The 16,522-nt window shown below is 39.2% G+C and carries 21 protein-coding genes; 10 read left to right on the top strand and 11 right to left on the bottom strand.

The features are described from left to right. Both QZ620_RS09950 and QZ620_RS09955 read right to left on the bottom strand, forming a co-directional pair. Positions 1 to 857, bottom strand: an 857-nt coding sequence (locus tag QZ620_RS09950; protein WP_295181202.1) for a DnaJ C-terminal domain-containing protein, incomplete at its 3' end; no start/stop codon positions are given. A 31-nt stretch (positions 858 to 888) separates the two neighbouring features. Then, complete coding sequence (locus tag QZ620_RS09955; RefSeq protein WP_295181204.1) at positions 889 to 1,482, bottom strand: nucleotide exchange factor GrpE; 594 nt, start codon at positions 1,480 to 1,482, stop codon at positions 889 to 891. Positions 1,483 to 1,635: 153 nt separating this feature from the next. Between QZ620_RS09955 and QZ620_RS09960 the strand changes: the two genes are divergently transcribed. Next, a complete protein-coding gene (locus tag QZ620_RS09960) occupies positions 1,636 to 2,304 on the top strand; it encodes a YceI family protein (RefSeq protein WP_295181206.1) in 669 nt (222 codons plus the stop codon). 52 nt (positions 2,305 to 2,356) lie between these two features. Here QZ620_RS09960 and QZ620_RS09965 read toward each other — a convergent pair whose 3' ends face one another. The 3 genes from QZ620_RS09965 to QZ620_RS09975 form a co-directional block, all read right to left on the bottom strand. Continuing rightward, the gene (locus QZ620_RS09965; RefSeq protein ID WP_295181208.1) at positions 2,357 to 3,259 is read right to left on the bottom strand and encodes a TIGR01777 family oxidoreductase; all 903 of its coding nucleotides are present in this window, start codon (positions 3,257 to 3,259) and stop codon (positions 2,357 to 2,359) included. Positions 3,260 to 3,333: 74 nt separating this feature from the next. After that, positions 3,334 to 4,008, bottom strand: a complete 675-nt coding sequence (gene mnmD / locus QZ620_RS09970) for a tRNA (5-methylaminomethyl-2-thiouridine)(34)-methyltransferase MnmD (RefSeq protein ID WP_295181210.1) — start codon at positions 4,006 to 4,008, stop codon at positions 3,334 to 3,336. A 1-nt stretch (position 4,009) separates the two neighbouring features. After that, positions 4,010 to 4,522, bottom strand: a complete 513-nt coding sequence (locus tag QZ620_RS09975) for a DUF4920 domain-containing protein (RefSeq protein WP_295181212.1) — start codon at positions 4,520 to 4,522, stop codon at positions 4,010 to 4,012. Between the two features lie 117 nt (positions 4,523 to 4,639). Between QZ620_RS09975 and QZ620_RS09980 the strand changes: the two genes are divergently transcribed. Continuing rightward, positions 4,640 to 5,689, top strand: a complete 1,050-nt coding sequence (locus QZ620_RS09980) for a branched-chain amino acid aminotransferase (protein ID WP_295181214.1) — start codon at positions 4,640 to 4,642, stop codon at positions 5,687 to 5,689. A gap of 51 nt (positions 5,690 to 5,740) precedes the next feature. Here QZ620_RS09980 and QZ620_RS09985 read toward each other — a convergent pair whose 3' ends face one another. Then, a complete protein-coding gene (locus QZ620_RS09985) occupies positions 5,741 to 6,127 on the bottom strand; it encodes a nucleoside triphosphate pyrophosphohydrolase family protein (protein ID WP_295181216.1) in 387 nt (128 codons plus the stop codon). A 45-nt stretch (positions 6,128 to 6,172) separates the two neighbouring features. Here QZ620_RS09985 and QZ620_RS09990 point away from each other — a divergent pair, with 45 nt between their 5' ends. The 6 genes from QZ620_RS09990 (at position 6,173) to QZ620_RS10015 (ending at position 10,813) form a co-directional block, all read left to right on the top strand. Beyond that, entirely contained in the window at positions 6,173 to 6,361 is a 189-nt protein-coding gene (locus QZ620_RS09990; RefSeq protein ID WP_141878476.1) for a DUF3810 domain-containing protein, read from the top strand. Positions 6,362 to 6,414: 53 nt separating this feature from the next. Next, positions 6,415 to 7,470: a GyrI-like domain-containing protein gene (locus QZ620_RS09995; RefSeq protein ID WP_295181218.1), complete on the top strand. Its 1,056-nt coding sequence runs from the start codon at positions 6,415 to 6,417 to the stop codon at positions 7,468 to 7,470. Continuing rightward, the gene (gene crcB / locus QZ620_RS10000) at positions 7,463 to 7,834 is read left to right on the top strand and encodes a fluoride efflux transporter CrcB (RefSeq protein ID WP_366935456.1); all 372 of its coding nucleotides are present in this window, start codon (positions 7,463 to 7,465) and stop codon (positions 7,832 to 7,834) included. The genes QZ620_RS09995 and crcB overlap by 8 nt, the downstream gene beginning before the upstream one ends. A 164-nt stretch (positions 7,835 to 7,998) precedes the next feature. After that, a complete protein-coding gene (locus QZ620_RS10005; RefSeq protein ID WP_295181220.1) occupies positions 7,999 to 8,337 on the top strand; it encodes a P-II family nitrogen regulator in 339 nt (112 codons plus the stop codon). Between the two features lie 27 nt (positions 8,338 to 8,364). Next, positions 8,365 to 9,591 (top strand): ammonium transporter, encoded by a 1,227-nt coding sequence (gene amt / locus QZ620_RS10010; protein WP_295181222.1) that lies wholly within the window; start codon positions 8,365 to 8,367, stop codon positions 9,589 to 9,591. Between the two features lie 121 nt (positions 9,592 to 9,712). After that, positions 9,713 to 10,813, top strand: a complete 1,101-nt coding sequence (locus tag QZ620_RS10015; protein ID WP_295181224.1) for a porin — start codon at positions 9,713 to 9,715, stop codon at positions 10,811 to 10,813. Here QZ620_RS10015 and QZ620_RS10020 read toward each other — a convergent pair. Further along, a complete protein-coding gene (locus tag QZ620_RS10020; protein ID WP_295181226.1) occupies positions 10,810 to 11,424 on the bottom strand; it encodes a DUF1684 domain-containing protein in 615 nt (204 codons plus the stop codon). The two genes, QZ620_RS10015 and QZ620_RS10020, sit on opposite strands and share 4 nt — an antisense overlap. Before the next feature lie 73 nt (positions 11,425 to 11,497). Between QZ620_RS10020 and QZ620_RS10025 the strand changes: the two genes are divergently transcribed. Then, positions 11,498 to 12,703, top strand: coding sequence for an MFS transporter (locus QZ620_RS10025; RefSeq protein WP_295181228.1), 1,206 nt, complete (start codon positions 11,498 to 11,500; stop codon positions 12,701 to 12,703). Here the strand turns inward: QZ620_RS10025 and QZ620_RS10030 are convergent. From QZ620_RS10030 to QZ620_RS10040, 3 genes are all read right to left on the bottom strand, one after another. Beyond that, positions 12,700 to 14,100 carry a hypothetical protein gene (locus QZ620_RS10030; protein WP_295181230.1) on the bottom strand — a complete coding sequence of 467 codons (1,401 nt, stop codon included), beginning with the start codon at positions 14,098 to 14,100 and terminating at the stop codon, positions 12,700 to 12,702. The genes QZ620_RS10025 and QZ620_RS10030 overlap by 4 nt on opposite strands. 103 nt (positions 14,101 to 14,203) lie before the next feature. Further along, the gene (locus QZ620_RS10035; RefSeq protein WP_295181232.1) at positions 14,204 to 14,404 is read right to left on the bottom strand and encodes a DUF1328 domain-containing protein; all 201 of its coding nucleotides are present in this window, start codon (positions 14,402 to 14,404) and stop codon (positions 14,204 to 14,206) included. A gap of 193 nt (positions 14,405 to 14,597) precedes the next feature. Continuing rightward, a complete protein-coding gene (locus QZ620_RS10040; protein ID WP_295181234.1) occupies positions 14,598 to 15,035 on the bottom strand; it encodes an Lrp/AsnC family transcriptional regulator in 438 nt (145 codons plus the stop codon). A gap of 117 nt (positions 15,036 to 15,152) precedes the next feature. Between QZ620_RS10040 and QZ620_RS10045 the strand changes: the two genes are divergently transcribed. Further along, positions 15,153 to 15,551 carry a hypothetical protein gene (locus tag QZ620_RS10045; protein ID WP_295181236.1) on the top strand — a complete coding sequence of 133 codons (399 nt, stop codon included), beginning with the start codon at positions 15,153 to 15,155 and terminating at the stop codon, positions 15,549 to 15,551. Between the two features lie 61 nt (positions 15,552 to 15,612). On the opposite strand, the gene QZ620_RS10050 is transcribed toward QZ620_RS10045, so the two are convergent. Continuing rightward, the coding region (locus tag QZ620_RS10050) for a methylmalonyl-CoA mutase family protein (protein WP_295181238.1) at positions 15,613 to 16,522 on the bottom strand (910 nt) is incomplete at its 5' end.

The raw sequence follows: 16,522 nt of genomic DNA on the forward strand, positions 1-16,522 counted from the left end.
TCTTTGGAAGTACCAAGAGCTGCTTCAGAATAACTTATATAAAGATCATAATGAAGATTATCACCTTCTCGTTGTAAGCTAGGGTGTTCTTTCTCTTCGATCGCAACTAGTAGATCCCCGGGAATTCCATTACCAGGTGCATCGTTCCCTTTTGAGGAAACCTTTAACTGCATTCCATCTTCAACTCCTGCTGGAATTTTAATAGAAACCGTTTCTTCCTTCATAATAAGACCCTGAGCATCTGCACCATCAGGCTTCTTGTCAATGATCTGTCCTGACCCACCACATGTAGTACATGGAGAAGCAGTTTGCATTCTACCAAGTATGGTATTAGTTACTCTGGTTACCTGACCTGACCCGTTACAGGTAGTACAGGTTTTATAAGTGGTTCCTGAAGCCTGAACTTTACGCTTCACTTTGATCTTCTTTTCACAACCGTTGGCGATTTCTTCAAGGTTAAGGCTCACGCGTATTCTAAGGTTACTCCCTTTTGCACGTCGCTGACCTCCACCAAAGCCACCTCCAAAACCGGAGAAACCTCCGCTGCCGCCAAAGCCACCGCCAAAGATATCACCAAACTGGCTGAATATGTCATCCATATTCATACCTCCGCCGCCACCACCGAAGCCGCCGCCATCGAAAGCCTGATGACCAAAACGATCATATTTAGCACGTTTTTCCTGATTTCCTAACACCTCATAGGCTTCAGCAGATTTTTTGAACATCTCTTCAGCTGTGGAGTCACCAGGATTCTTATCCGGGTGGTACTTTAAAGCCATTTTTCTATATGCTTTCTTTATCTCTGCTGCTGAAGCGTCTTTACTTACGCCTAATATTTCGTAATAATCTTCTTTCATACTGTGTTTTTACAATTCTGTAAAAGCGTTTTTATTTTCCTGTAACCACTTTTGGATACCTGATAATTCGTTCTCCAAGCTTGTATCCTGGCTCAACCACATCTACGATCTTACCTTTAAGATCTTCTGTTGGCGCCGGAATTTGCGTAATAGCTTCATGAATTTCAGAATCGAAATCACTCCCCTGCTCTACGTCCATTCTTTCCAGACCTTTAGCTTTTAGAGTTTCGCGAAGCTTATTATGAATCAACTCAACTCCTTTGAGAAGATTCTCGTCACCAGATTTAATGATCTCGTTCATAGCCCTGTCAAAATCGTCCATAACTGGCAGCATGGCTGTCATTACTTCCTGGTTGGCAGTTTTGAACAATTCAAGACGTTCCTTGGAAGTTCTACGCTTATAATTTTCAAATTCTGCAAAAAGTCTCAGGAATTTATCCTTTTCCTTTTGAAGGTCCTCTATCATGCGCTCTTCTTCGGTAAGTTCATTATCGCTTACTGTTTCTTCTGCTTCGGTATCATCACCGGCCTGGTCTACCTCATTTATTGCTTCATCCATCGCGTCCTCAACCTGGTCTTTCACTCTTTTATCTTCGTCTTTGATCTTATCTTCTTTTCGGCTCATTTTATAAAAAATTTACTTTCTGCAGCAATTGGGTCAAAATCATTGCCAATTAAGCTGAAATGTCAAAATGTCACAGAAATTATTTAATAAAACTTTAAGAAGCCCGGTTTGATTTTCAATTTACTTTTGCGCGGAATATAAAATACTTTAACAATGAAAAAATTATTACTGAATGTATTTGTAGTAGCTAGTCTTGGACTTGGTTTTACAGCATGTAAAAATAACAATAACGAAGCTGAAACTGCTGATGCTAAAGATGCGGCAACTGCTGAAGCTGAAGCAGTGGAATACAAGGTAGATACTACTGCTTCAACTATCGAATGGCAGGGTTCTAAGCCAACTGGAAATCACACAGGAACTATTGCTGTGAAAGAAGGTACATTTATGGCTACAGACTCTACGATCCAGAGTGGAACTTTCGTGATTGACATGCAATCTATCGAAGTTACAGATCTTGAAGGTGAAGAAAAGTCCAATCTTGAGGCTCACCTTATGGGAACTGTAGAAGGAAAAGAAGGAGACTTCTTTAATGTTCAGGAATATCCTGAAGCTACTTTTGAAGTAACTGGAATCACTGAAGAAGAAGGTACTACAATGCTACAGGGAAATCTTACAATGAAAGAGGTTACTAAGAACATTAGTTTTCCTGTAACTATTAGCAAGAATAATGATACTTACACTATCAGCAGTAAAGATTTTAGCATTGATCGTACAAAATGGAACGTAAACTATGGTTCTAAATCTGTATTCGAAGGTCTTGGAGACAAATTCATCAACGATGAAATTCAGTTAACGATCAACCTTGAAGCTAAGAAAGCTTAATTAAAAAGATCGAATCATAAAAAAAGGCTGCCATCTGGCAGCCTTTTTTGTTTTAAACAAGATCTTCCAAAGCTTTGGAAAGATTGGAATATTTAAATTTGTATCCATGTTCTTCGATCTTCTTACAACTTACCAGCTGACTGGAAAGTACGATCTGCGACATTTCGCCTAGCATGGTTTTAAGTACGAATTTAGGAACATTTGGAAGCCATAACGGTTTATTTAGCTGATCTGCCAATTGCCTGGTCATTTCTTTATTGGTTACCGGGTTTGGCGCAACCGCATTGTAAACTCCTGTAAGCTCTCTATCTGTAGCATGAAGAAAAATGCCCGCGAGGTCATCAAGGTGTATCCAACTTTGCCATTGTTTACCACTTCCCAAAGGGGCACCAACATTCATCTCTATAGGTTTCCTGACTTTCTCAAGCATTCCGCCTTTTTCAGAAAGGACCAAGCCAACACGAATTTTTGCGACATCTATTCCTAGGTTACTAAACCTGTCTGCCGCTGCTTCCCATTTCTTTACTACAGTTCCTACGAAATTATCTGCAAGTACTTCGTCATCCTCAAAGTATAATTTTTCCAGGGAGTCCGGATACTTGCCAATAGCGCTGGCAGATATAAAATTTTCCACCTGGTGTTCGTTGTTCTTTAAGGTATCGTAAAGCAATGCCGCAGTTTCGGTCCTGCTCTTTATGATCGTTTCTTTATATTCTGAAGTCCATTTTTCAGCTATACTGGCACCTGCAAGATGGATGATCGTGGTAACACCATCAAAGCATTCTTTTTCTATTTCTTCAGATTTCGGATCCCAGTAAAAACCTTTGTAATCTTCCCTTTTCTCGATCTTCGATTTACTGGTGGTTAGATAATGTACTATCATGCCACTCTCTCTGCATAGATCACTCAACCTGGAACCAATCATTCCAGTAGCTCCTGTAATAAGTACTTTCATCTCTTTTTTTGAAGAAATATACAACAGACTAAAGGCAGGTGTAGCAAAATTCTACAGGTTTAACGAGAATGCAGTTATAGTTTAACAGCTCTTAACATTTCTCGCTTCCCCGGAGGTCCCGGTAATTTCTCTACCTGAAAACCAGCGGAAATCATGGCTCTCCGAACACTCCCTTTCGCAGCGTAGGTTACAAGAACACCATGAGACCTCAACGCTTTATACATCGCATTAAAAATATCCTCTCCCCACAACTCGGGCTGAACTCTCGCGCCAAAAGCGTCAAAATACACCAGGTCAAACTGGCTGGTCATATTGATCTCCTGAAATGTCAGTTTATTCTTCAGTAAATAAAATTTTTCGGTGATTGGAGCTGAAATTTCCCAGGGAACGGAATGTAATTTTTCGAATAGATCTTCAGCTGAAGCAGCATCGGCCGCCTCTGGATAGTTAAGCAGTCTAATTTCAGATGGAACTACAGGATATGCTTCTACTCCTGTATAATTTATCTCAATATCATTACTATTGGATTCTAAAAGAGTTAGAAAAGCATTGAGACCGGTACCAAAACCAATTTCAAGAATTTCCAGTGGTCTCTTTGAATTTGATTCCAACCAGTGATGCAATCCCATTTTGAGAAACACGTGCCTGGCTTCCTGAATAGCACCATGTTTGGAGTGGTATTGTTCATCCCATTCAGGTAAATGTATGGTCACAGAACCATCGCTGGTTTTAATAATTTTTCTTTCCAAATTATTTCTTCAAAAGAACTCCATCTGCCAGGAATCCAAAGGATTGTTCAGGTTCTGTTATCGCGGCGATTTCTTCTTCAGATTCTCCTGCATCTTTAGCGTAATGCTTTTGATCTTCTACGCTGGTGACTTCGGCGAAAGCTTTCCCATTCACTACTACCTCTTTTCCTTCTATATCCTTCGGAACAAAAAATCCGTAGTCCTTAAATTTCACCATGGGATCCTGATCGGTTTCGGGAAGATCCAATACCATCCAGCAACCTTTTTCCTTACAAACACTCATCACCCTGGTGCTGAAGCTAACGTTAATAGTATCACCTGTTTCCAGCGCTCTATATTTTTCAAGCATTTCCGAAGCATTCAAAGCCGCATCACCAGAAAATTTCTTTCCGAAACTCTCATAAGATTCCTGAACTTCCTGTACTTCAGCAAGGTCATTGTTCGTTGATTTTTCAGCTTCCTTGCAACTAACCAGACTCAAGGCGATGGCTGCGATTACTAATGTTATTCTCATGATTCTCAGATATTATAGGGTGTTCTGCGCCAAATTTACCAAAACTTTAGATTTTGATTCTACTTTTAATTAGGTAAATTTGTGCAACAAGACTGAACAACTACAAAATACCAACTAATGATAGAGATACAAAAGACTACCGAATCTAAAATAGACAAGACTAATTTTGATAATCTAGCTTTCGGACAGGTTTTCTCAGATCATATGATGGAATGTGATTATAAGGATGGTGCGTGGCAAAAACCTATCATCAGACCTTATGGACCTTTATCTTTAGAACCTTCCGCGCGTGTGTTTCATTATGGACAGGCTGTATTTGAGGGAATGAAAGCTTACAAGGATAAAGATGATCGTATCTGGCTTTTCAGACCAGAGCAAAATTTTGAGAGGATCAATAAATCCAGTGCGCGAATGGCAATTCCAGAGTTTCCGAAGGAATATTTCTTTGAGGCGCTGGAAGAATTACTAAAGTTAGATAAAGCCTGGATCAAGAAAGGTTTTGGAAATAGTTTGTATCTAAGACCGTTCGTGATCGCTACGGAATCAGGTGTTTCAGCTTCCGCAGCAAAGGAATATAAATTTATGATCATTTGTTCTCCGGCACAGGCTTATTACAGTGGAGAAGTGAGAGTGAAGTTTTCAGAAAAATATAGCAGAGCTGCAGATGGTGGAGTTGGATTCGCGAAGGCAGCAGGTAATTACGGAGCACAGTTTTACCCTACCAATCTTGCAAAGGAAGAAGGTTTCCAGCAGATTATCTGGACCGATGCCAATTCCCATGAATATCTTGAAGAGGCTGGTACAATGAATATTTTCTTTAGAATAGGAAACAAACTGGTAACTGCACCAACAAACGACCGGATTCTTGATGGGGTGACCAGAAAAAGTGTTCTAAAACTTGCGGAAGAAAACAATATTGAAGTAGAAGTACGCAGAGTTAGCGTTCAGGAGATCGTGGAAGCTGCCAGAAAAGGAGAATTAAAAGAAATGTTTGGATCTGGAACTGCAACTGTGATCAATCCTATTGCTGGCTTCGGCTATAAAGAAGAAAAGTTCGAATTACCAAATATGGATGATTCTTATGCGAGTTTTTTCAAGGATACACTTATGAAAATTCAGTATAATGAAACTGAAGATCTTTACGACTGGACATACGAGGTGAAGTAAAACTCCTCTCAGCAAAGTATATTTGATCCCGGAAGTTCTCTTTCGGGATTTTTATTTTTCCAGGATTTTGCCTATTTCAGGTTTAAAATAATTATTCCCTTTCAGGACCTTTCCATCCTCTCTATAAACTGGCTCACCATTTTCATCCAGTTTGCTCATGTTACTTCGCTGTATCTCTTCAAAAATTTCTTCGATCTTATGCTGCATGCCGTGTTCGAGAATTGTACCGCATAATATATAAAGCATATCCCCTAAAGCATCTGCTACCTCAACAAGATCTCCATTATTAGCAGCCTCCAGATACTCCTCGTTCTCTTCTTTCATTAGAATATAACGCAAGCGGTTCTTTTTCTTTCCAAGATTGGCCTCTGGCTTCTGTTTGATGCCAAGACCAAATGCAGAATGAAACTCTTCCACAGCAGCAATAGCTTTCTTCATGATTAGAATGTTTAAAAAGTTTAACTTTGCTGAAAAATTAACTAAATGTTTTCTACCGGACAACTTATATTCGCTGCCTTTTTCGTGGTAGCATTTATCATCGTTATGATCATTAGTTACCGAAAGGATCTGAAACTACATAAAAAATACTACAAAGGAAGTTTGATGGTGCTGCTAGCATTTATAGCTTTTATTGTGATTTTATTTATAATCAAGACGCAGCTGAATCATTGATTCTTACAACCACTTCAAAATAATTATATTAGTTCTCAATAATCCCAGTCATCATGAAAATTCTTAAATACCTGTTTTTCCTTTTATTGATCATATTCATTGGAGCGTCCATTTATATCGCCACCAAAGATGGAAGTTACCAGGTACAGGAACGGCGCATGATCGCAGCTCCCCAGGAAGTTCTTTATGATGAGGTAAATGACCTTACTACCTGGAAAGAATGGGAACCATGGTCTAATGGTGCTGAAGACATGATCATTAATTACGGTGATAAGACCATTGGTGAGGGTGCGAACTACGAATGGAGTAGCGAAGAAATGGGTGATGGTTCGCTGGTGACCACGAAGGCCAATCCGCATGGTAGCATTGAGCAACAGGTTACCTTCAAGACAACTTTTGGAGAAAGCACCAGTGATATCTCCTGGTCTTTTGAAAAACAAAATGACAGCATCCTAACTACCTGGACTTTAAAAGGTGATCAAACTTTTCTTGAAAAAGCAGCGTTTTTGTTTGAAAATGAAAGTATGACTCAGCGATTACAGCCGGTATTCAAACATGGATTGGATAATCTTGAAGAACAGATAAGAAAGGAGATCGAAAGTTATTCGATCAATGTGGACGGAGTGACGCAACACGGTGGAGGTTATTATCTTTATATCACTACTGCGAGCCGACTTTCACAAATTGCGGGTAAAATGCAAGATATGACGAATGACGTGAGCAACTTCATGAATTCTAATAATATTGAAATGACTGACAAACCTTTTATTCTCTTCAATGAAAGAAATGAAGATAGAGGAACCGCCATTTATTCGGCAGCCTATTTTACTCCAAGTGAAGTAATTACACCTCAGGATAGCCAGGTACTGAACGGTTTTATGCCGAACCAAAAAACATTAAAAACCACTTTAAAAGGTGATTATGAATATTTACAGGAAGCCTGGGATGCGGCTTACCAGTATATTCAGGAGAACGACCTGGTAATTATGGAAGATGCAGAATTCTTCCAGGTGCATGTTACTGGTCCAAAGGACAATGCCAATCCAGCGGAATGGATCACTCATTTGTACATTCCACTGGGAGAAAAAGAAACAGCATTAGATGATTAAAAACCTGCTACTCGTTTTTCTTGGAGGCGGCTTAGGATCCAGTCTGCGATATTTGCTGAGCAAGTATTTAAATGACGGCGGTGTTATTCCCCAGGGAACTTTAGTAGTGAATGTTCTGGGTAGCTTTTTGTTAGGGCTTGCCCTTGGATGGTTTATTAAACAGGATATGCTCAATCATCCATTATACTTTCTTGCAGCCATTGGTTTTTGTGGTGGCTTCACCACCTTCAGTACCTTTTCATTCGAAAATTTCAATATGATAAAATCTGGTGATTATATTTCATTTTCTATTTATTTCCTTGGTAGTATCATCCTAGGAATTATCGCCATATTCCTCGGAATTATCCTTTCCAGACTTTTTTGATCTATTCTCAGATACATATATTTCGATTATAAACATTTTACTTAAACACCCCTAAATTTATAGGGGTGTTTTTTATTTATATCGTAAAAGTTGACAGAAGACCTATATTTTTACAGGGTCTGTTGAAGTTTTTAATAACTTTAAACCTCTCTTAATCAACATTTATGAAAAAAATTGAAGCAATTATTCGCAAGTCTGAGTTTGACAAGACCAAAGCAGCCCTGCACTCAATTGGAGTTACGTTTTTTAGCTACTGGGATGTAACCGGAGTTGGTAATGAAAAGGTAGGTCATGTTTATCGTGGTGTATCCTACAGCACCGCAGATATTCAACGAAGATACCTGTCTATCGTGGTCACAGATAGTTTCCTGGATAAAACCATAGAAACTTTAATGGAAGCTGCATATACCGGCAGTGTTGGAGATGGAAAGATCTTCGTATCCACAATAGATGAAGCCTACCGAATAAGAACCAAGGAAAAAGGTTCAGAATCACTCAAGTAAAAACTACAATCTCAACAGTAACTTATTATGGAAGGAATATTAACTATCAATAACGTATGGATGATGATCTGTACGGCACTCGTTTTCTTTATGCACATGGGCTTTGCTCTTTTAGAGATAGGTCTTACCAGGCAGAAGAATACGATCAACATATTATTTAAAAACCTGTTTATCATCACCGTAGGCCTGTTGCTATATTGCCTACTAGGATTTAATTTGATGTATCCGGGAGAGTTTAATGGATATTTTGGTTTTGCAGGCTTTGGACTGGATAGTCCTCTTGTCGATGGAAGTCTCGATCTGGCTTACAGTGAAGGCTATACTTACTGGACAGATTTCCTGTTCCAGGGAATGTTTGCAGCTACAGCAGCAACTATTGTTTCTGGTGCAGTAGCAGAAAGGATCAAACTAAATAGTTTTATGATCTTTGTAATTCTCTATGTGGGAATTGTATATCCAATAGCCGGATCATGGAAATGGGGTGGCGGATTCCTTGACGAAATGGGATTCTACGATTTCGCTGGTTCAACACTTGTTCATTCAGTTGGTGGATGGGCAGCTCTGGTTGCTATTTATCTTTTAGGAGCAAGAATTGGAAAATTCAAAGATGGTAAAATTGGAGCTTTTCCTGGTCATTCCATGCCTTTTGCCACTGCAGGAGTTTTAATCTTATGGTTAGGATGGTTTGGATTTAATGGAGGTTCAGTACTTTCTGCAGATCCGGAACTAACTTCATTAACCCTGGTAACAACCTGTCTTGCAGCAGCAGCAGGTGGAGTAGCATCCTTTATATTCTCCAGCATTCTTTATAAGAACTACGATATCACTATGTTTCTAAACGGTATTCTGGGTGGACTGGTAGGAATTACTGCTGGTGCAGACCAGATGTCCCCAACAGATGCAATTCTTATTGGTGCGCTCGCAGGTGTCATTATAGTAATGGGAGTTGCGCTTATTGACAAACTGAAACTGGATGATCCTGTAGGTGCCGTAGCCGTTCATTTGATCTGCGGAATATGGGGAACTCTTGCTGTTGGTATCTTCGGAAATATGGCGGGAATCGATCAATTCATTACTCAGCTTATTGGTGTTGGGGCTTATGCCGCTTTCTGTATCGTGACCTCATTTATCATATTCTATATTCTGAAGGTTACTCTTGGACTAAGAGTTTCAGCAAAAGAAGAAACTGAAGGCCTGGACATTCATGAACATGGAATGGATGCCTATCCAGATTTCGGACTAAATCAAAAATAACAGCTAAAATAGAAACGGAGCGTTCCTCCAAACGCTCCGTTATATAATTGCTAAACTTTAAAATACATTAAGTAATACCGTCGCTAAACGAATACACTAACTATGTTTTAATCTTAAAATTATGCATGCAATTACATTTTCAAAATTAATAAAAATCTTCATTGTACCATGCCTCTTAGTCTTCTCATTTAGCTTGCAGGCGCAGGAAGAGGAAAACGAAGAAACCTCAAAATTCAGTATCAGCGGAAGTGTTGATGCTTACTTCAGAACAAATTTTAACGGTCTTAACCAATCTGAAGAAATCGTAGGTAGTGATGCCGTAACTCTGGACCCTGCCGCTCCAGCCACTTCCTTTGCAAACGATCCCGGTTTTGCGATTGGAATGGCCAATGTGATACTGGGCTATGAAAATGATAAAGTCGGCTTTGTGGCAGATCTGGTCTTTGGACCCCGTGGTGAAGATGCTGTATTTCTCTCCCAGGGTTCTGCTCAAATTGTGAATCAGTTATACGCTTATTATAAAGTCAATGATGCTCTTAAATTCACACTTGGGAACTGGAATACCTATTTAGGTTACGAGGTAATTTCTCCGGTCGCGAATTTTAATTATTCTACCTCTTATATGTTCTCCTACGGTCCTTTCTCGCACACTGGGATCAAAGCCGACTTTAGCTTTGATGATAACTGGACCGGGATGCTAGCCATCATGAATCCTACAGATTATACTGAATATAACCCCATCGGGAAATATAGTTTTGGAGGACAATTGGGTTATAGTGTAGACGGTGGAAGTGCCTTTCTAAATCTTCTCTACGGTGAGCAATCACTTTCAGATGACAGTCTATTTCAAATAGACCTTACTACAGGTTGGGATCTAACCGACAGTTTTTACCTTGGATTGAATACTACTTACCAAGATACTGACGGCACAGGCTTTTATGGTGCAGCAGTCTATCCGCAACTTTCCCTTACAGATAATTTTGGTCTTGGCTTAAGAGCTGAGTACTTCAAAGAATTGGAAGATGGAGGTGTTGTTTATGGAGCAAACACCAGTATTACTGCTTTCACTCTAACCGGTAGTTTCCAGACCGGCGGACTTATCATTAAACCTGAATTACGTCTTGATAGCGTCTCAGATAATTACCCTGCATTTCTGGATCGGGACCTACAACCAAATAGTGATCTGGCTTCCTTTCTGGTCGCTGCCATTTATGCGTTCTAGTTTTTAGCGAACTTTTTAACACCGGCCGGTACTTCTGTTTCCAGATGATTCTCCTTAGGAGGAATGGGACAGGAATACCGGCCGCTGTATGCGCAATAAGGATTGTATGCCCTATTAAAATCTATAGTTACCGTCTTCTCTTCAGGAATTCTGAAGTCTATATATCTACCTCCATCATAAGTTGAAATTCCGTTAGTTTCATCTGTAAAGGGCAGGAACAAATAATCAAAATATTCAGGATCTGATCTAAGACTTTGGTTTTGATATAGATTCAGCATAAATTCTTCTCCCTTCAGTTTAAAATAAAGCTCTCCATATTTAACATAAGTGGAAGTCCTGGAAGTACTTGTCTGCATTTCAAAAGGAGATTCAGACGGAGTTCGAACAAATTCTGCTTCAACAATGTAGGTAGTATCGATCATAAAAAATTCTAATCCATCAAAGTTTTTCAGGTCTCCTTTTTCCAGTGGAGATTCTTCGGGATCCCTGAAATCTTCATTCATTTTCACTCGAAACTCTTCCGAAGCTTTTACTGCCTCCGGCATCTGAGCCTGTAATAACGAGGATATGAAAAGAATAAGAAGAATAACGAGATTTCTGAATGTAGACATGTGATGTATTTAATTCCCAAAATAACCAATATCTACCAGAAAAATTGAAGTAATTTTGAGACTTGACAAGTCTATGAAAAAATTATTTGTATCCTATATCGATTCGTTCTCTGGATTGAGAAAAGAAATCTGGCTATTGGCATTGATCACCCTGATCAACAGAGCCGGCACTATGGTTATTCCCTTTCTTTCTCTGTATTTAACCAAAAGTCAGGGATTCAGCCTTGAGCAGGTAGGATGGATACTCACATTCTTTGGACTGGGATCTGTAACCGGCTCTTTTCTGGGTGGTAAGCTAACAGATATTTTCGGCCATTACAAAACCATGGCTGGTAGTTTGATTGGTAGTTCCGTATTATTCGTTCTACTTCAGTTTCCTCAGGATTTCTGGACTTTCTGCCTGGGAATTTACCTGGTCATGTCTATAGCAGACATTTTCAGACCTGCAGTATTTGTTGCGATTAGCGCCTATAGTAAACCACAGAATAGAACTAGATCCCTAACATTGATAAGACTGGCAATAAATCTGGGTTTTTCCGTAGGACCAGCGCTAGGAGGATTAATTATAGCTACTGCGGGTTATGATGGTCTATTCTGGGTTGACGGTATCACCTGCCTTTTCGCAGGAGTTCTATTATTGAAACTACTTCACCCTAAACGTGCCGTGGAAGAACCCGAAGAGGAGATCACCAATACCGCTTCCGCATACCAGGATAAACTTTATTGGGTATTCATAGTAGCACTAATGCTGTTCGGACTGGTGTTTATCCAGTATTTCTCTACCGTCCCGCTTTACTATTCTGAAGTACATCAATTGAGCGAACTCGAGATCGGACTCATATTAGGATTGAATGGATTCTTTATATTCCTGTTTGAAATGCCTCTGATCAAATACCTGGAAAATCGAAATTTAGGAACGTTGAATTATGTCATATTTGGTGCTTTCCTAACCGCCTTAAGTTTTCTGGTCATAAATCTTACCGGTTGGATGGGAATTATTATTGTTGGGATGCTTCTGGTTACTATTGGCGAAATGATCGCCTTTCCATTTTCCAACTCCTTTGCCCTTATCAGGTCTCAAGGCAAAAAACGCGGTAGTTACATGGCGCTTTACAGTATGGCCTTTTCAGTCAGCCATATTTTTGGACATAACTCTGGAATGCAATTAATCGATAATTTTGGTTATGACTTCACCTGGTATACTATGATGGGTCTCGCCGTTATTTGCATTCTGTTACTTTTGCTTCTGAAGAAGTTTCTGGCTCGGGAAGCAGCTTAGTATTTCGATTTTTTGAGATACTTCTGAATGATCGCATTGTATTCTTTAGAAAATTTTAAATCCAGAGTTCCATCGATGGAATACAATTTTCCATAGTCATCGTAACCGGTCTTCAGAAGATCTTCCAGGTATAAAAGAGCAGTTTCAGCATCCCCGTCTAAAGAAGCCAGAGAAATAATTTTGAAATACGCTTCAGGATCTTCCTTATTGATCGCTGTTCTCAAAACACTTATAAAGATTCTGACATCGATTCCGGCATTGGATTTCATGATATCATCGAACTGTCGCTTGGAAAGCAAGTCCAGATAACCCTTTAGCCTGTAAGCCATATCTACTTTGGCCTTTTCAGAACTATTCTGTAGTTTTTCCAAGCCATCCATCTGGTACGCCCACCAACCAATATTCTGAAAGTTTTGCGTCATCACATCTGAAGTTAACAGGTATTCATACTCCGCCTGTTGTTCACGTTCATAAGAAACTGCCTGTTTGAAATCTCTTTTCTGAGCAGAATAACCTCTGGTACGCTTTACCTCTTTCATTCGATCCTTAACCTTATCCTCGTAACCAAATTCTGCGTACTTTTCTTCCATTCTCTCCAGGTTCTCATACGCAGAATAGTAATTCCTTTTTCGTCTCAGACTTTCTACATAATCAAGTTCCTGCTGGTATAATTTAGAAATGAGCTCTTTATCTGCCTGTCTTGATCCATCTTTGATTGCTTGGAGCGTAAAACCGGAAACCGCATTATAGATGACTGTACTGGATGGCCAGTCATTCTCCTTACCGTCAAAGTAATAGATCTCTGTTGGGAAATCTCGCTTGTCATAGAATTTAAGATACCTTTCCATTTCGTAAACCATATAATCCTGACTTCCTCCTATTCCAATAAACATATAGGGTTCCTGATCATTCACAAATTTTGGATTAACGAATGAGTTATTAATGGCCAGGATTCCAGCCATATTCTTATTCATTAATGTGAGCGCTGAGGCGATCTGTGCTCCTTCCGCCATACCAGCAAAATAGATTTGCTCCGGGGCAATTGATAAAGTTCCGGTTACTACGTTCATCATGGAAACTGAAGTATTTATAACACTATCAAGAGACTTAGATTTTAAATCAAGTTCCAGAGCCGCAATAATATATCCCTGATCTTCCGCAGCAGGTCGGAATAAATTTGCGGTACTGGTTGCCCTTCCCTTTGGATCGAAGATAAATATGACTGGCCATTTTTTATCCTTAGAATATTTGGAAGGAGTGTAAATTACGAAAGTTTCACCTTGAGATCCGGGAATATTGATGCCTTTAGTAACGTTGCCTTTGGCAATTCTAACCTCCTGCCCTATGATTAACAAAGGGAATAAAAGAAAGATGAAACATGGTAGAAGTCTTTTCATAGGTATTGTAATATATTTAAATATAACAATTGCATCACGAATTATTCCATAAAAAAACCCGCAAGTAATAAACTTACGGGTTGGGATATTTTTGATGTGTTTTTTATCTTCTTTTCACTGACTGATATTTCATTTTCTGTTTCTCTGGAAAAAATAATTTCGCCATAAGAGAAATCACCAGTAAGTCTGCAAAAATCAGGAACATTATTCTAATAACTTCTATTCCAGAAAATGATAATCCGGTAAATCCTACTAATCCTGTTACTGCTGCAAGAACTAAAAATAATAGTGCTTTCTTCCTCATGATACTTTTTACTTGTTTTGTTTGGTTCAAATTTAAGTACGAATCTCTTCAGTTTGTCATAACAAAATTACAATTCGAATCTTTTTAACTAAGAACAGGAAATTCTCAAATCAAACTGTTAACAGAAAGAATTGAAAGCCGATATTTTAACAGTTCTTTCTGGCTCGTTTACACCTGTTGAAAGTTTAAAAATTTATCGTGGTAGTATTGGCGCATCATCTACAACCCTGGAAAGGATAATATGGGTTCTGGTTTCCCCATAGGTAATCAACTGATCAATGAGCTTCTCTAGGTGAACCTGATCTTTTAAGATCACCTCCATAATAATATTTTCATTACCCGTTATTCGATAACAATTGAGCACCTCTTTGTAGGTTGAAACTGTTTCTAAAAATGCTTTAAGTCTTCCAGTGAATGCTCGCAATGTAATTACCGCCCTCAGTTGATATCCCGTTTTCTGATGACTAATATTAACCTTATAAGAATTGATCACCCCGGCATCTTCCATTTTTTTCATTCTTTCAGCAACGGCCGGTGAGCTTAGTCCCACTTTTCTACCTATCTCCGAAAACGATGCTCTCGCATCTTTTTGTAATTCCTGCAGGATCGCCCAGTTCAATTTATCCACCATATTTTTTAAAGTATTAGATACCTATAAATTTAAATATTAAATATAATTCCACGGTTCACATTAACTTTTAAATGCGTCTTTGAATAGTCTCTAGTAATTTAGTAGAAAATTTAAACGATGTCATCTTCTTACAATAAGTCCCGACAGCCCAGCGAAGCTTTATATTCTAAGGCCCGGGAGATCATGAAGATATCCAAATCTGTATCAGATTACCTTTTGCCTGATGTATCTGGCTTAAATGATCATGGGCTGGAAGATAAGAGCGTATATTTTACCGGTGATATTATTCGATATTCCGAATCACTATTGCCGAATATTGCGAGAGCTGAAAATGAATTTTTCCAGGAGAGCAGGAAGCATTACGTACATGCCGTAAGTCTGCTTACCGAACGCTTAAGCAAGCATTGCGAACACCTTGAACTTGCCAATAGCAACGGCAAGGATTTCGTACGACTTCTACGGAAAGAAATCCAGAAATTTAGAAAATTACAACGCGTGTGGCGACTAACCTTATAAAGTAGAAAACAAAAAAATCCCGGTTTCCCGGGATTTTTTATGATCTGAAATATTTCAGTATTTACATATTTCTACGATACTGTCCACCCACCTCGAATAAAGCATGAGTGATCTGTCCTAGTGAACAAACTTTCGTTGCTTCCATTAACTCCTCGAAAAGGTTCTGATTGGTAACTGCTGCTTTCTGGATTCTTTCCAGCATTTCTTCAGCAGAATCTTCTTTAGCTTTATGTAAAGTTTCCAGAGTTTTGATCTGGTGTTCTTTTTCCTCTTCCGTAGCACGAATAACTTCACCCGGCGTTACCGTTGGCGAACCTGTAGAACTCAGGAAAGTATTCACTCCAATAATCGGGTAGTCCCCATTATGCTTTAAAGTTTCATAGTACAGGCTTTCTTCCTGTATCTTTCCTCGCTGATACATAGTTTCCATAGCACCAAGCACTCCGCCACGTTCTGTGATTCGATCAAACTCAGTAAGCACGGCTTCCTCTACCAGATTGGTCAACTCTTCGATAATGAACGATCCCTGGATTGGATTCTCGTTCTTAGCAAGCCCCAACTCCTTATTGATAATTAATTGTATAGCCATCGCTCTTCTTACTGAAGCTTCGGTAGGCGTGGTGATTGCTTCATCATATGCATTGGTGTGCAATGAATTACAGTTATCGTAGATCGCATACAATGCCTGAAGGGTAGTTCTAATATCATTAAAATCAATTTCCTGAGCATGCAATGATCTTCCTGAAGTCTGTATATGGTATTTCAACATTTGAGCTCTGGAATTGGCTCCGTACTTATGTTTTAAGGCTTTGGACCAGATTCTTCTGGCAACCCTACCAATCACTGCATATTCCGGATCTACGCCGTTAGAGAAGAAGAACGAAAGGTTTGGACCAAATTTATTGATATCCATTCCCCTGCTTAAATAATATTCAACATACGTAAATCCATTCGCCAGGGTAAATGCCAAT

Source organism: uncultured Christiangramia sp. (assembly GCF_913046405.1).
Taxonomy (GTDB): domain Bacteria; phylum Bacteroidota; class Bacteroidia; order Flavobacteriales; family Flavobacteriaceae; genus Christiangramia; species Christiangramia marina.

Bases quoted from the DNA above. Each gene is read 5' to 3' on its own strand.
- QZ620_RS09960 (WP_295181206.1), top strand. From the start codon at position 1,636: ATGAAAAAATTATTACTGAATGTATTTGTAGTAGCTAGTCTTGGACTT.
- QZ620_RS10035 (WP_295181232.1), bottom strand. From the start codon at position 14,404: ATGAGGAAGAAAGCACTATTATTTTTAGTTCTTGCAGCAGTAACAGGA.
- QZ620_RS10020 (WP_295181226.1), bottom strand. From the start codon at position 11,424: ATGTCTACATTCAGAAATCTCGTTATTCTTCTTATTCTTTTCATATCC.
- QZ620_RS10015 (WP_295181224.1), top strand. From the start codon at position 9,713: ATGCATGCAATTACATTTTCAAAATTAATAAAAATCTTCATTGTACCA.
- QZ620_RS09975 (WP_295181212.1), bottom strand. From the start codon at position 4,522: ATGAGAATAACATTAGTAATCGCAGCCATCGCCTTGAGTCTGGTTAGT.
- QZ620_RS09985 (WP_295181216.1), bottom strand. From the start codon at position 6,127: ATGAAGAAAGCTATTGCTGCTGTGGAAGAGTTTCATTCTGCATTTGGT.
- QZ620_RS09965 (WP_295181208.1), bottom strand. From the start codon at position 3,259: ATGAAAGTACTTATTACAGGAGCTACTGGAATGATTGGTTCCAGGTTG.
- QZ620_RS09955 (WP_295181204.1), bottom strand. From the start codon at position 1,482: ATGAGCCGAAAAGAAGATAAGATCAAAGACGAAGATAAAAGAGTGAAA.
- amt (WP_295181222.1), top strand. From the start codon at position 8,365: ATGGAAGGAATATTAACTATCAATAACGTATGGATGATGATCTGTACG.
- QZ620_RS10025 (WP_295181228.1), top strand. From the start codon at position 11,498: ATGAAAAAATTATTTGTATCCTATATCGATTCGTTCTCTGGATTGAGA.
- QZ620_RS10005 (WP_295181220.1), top strand. From the start codon at position 7,999: ATGAAAAAAATTGAAGCAATTATTCGCAAGTCTGAGTTTGACAAGACC.
- QZ620_RS09990 (WP_141878476.1), top strand. From the start codon at position 6,173: ATGTTTTCTACCGGACAACTTATATTCGCTGCCTTTTTCGTGGTAGCA.
- QZ620_RS10040 (WP_295181234.1), bottom strand. From the start codon at position 15,035: ATGGTGGATAAATTGAACTGGGCGATCCTGCAGGAATTACAAAAAGAT.
- QZ620_RS09980 (WP_295181214.1), top strand. From the start codon at position 4,640: ATGATAGAGATACAAAAGACTACCGAATCTAAAATAGACAAGACTAAT.
- QZ620_RS10030 (WP_295181230.1), bottom strand. From the start codon at position 14,100: ATGAAAAGACTTCTACCATGTTTCATCTTTCTTTTATTCCCTTTGTTA.
- crcB (WP_366935456.1), top strand. From the start codon at position 7,463: ATGATTAAAAACCTGCTACTCGTTTTTCTTGGAGGCGGCTTAGGATCC.
- QZ620_RS09995 (WP_295181218.1), top strand. From the start codon at position 6,415: ATGAAAATTCTTAAATACCTGTTTTTCCTTTTATTGATCATATTCATT.
- QZ620_RS10045 (WP_295181236.1), top strand. From the start codon at position 15,153: ATGTCATCTTCTTACAATAAGTCCCGACAGCCCAGCGAAGCTTTATAT.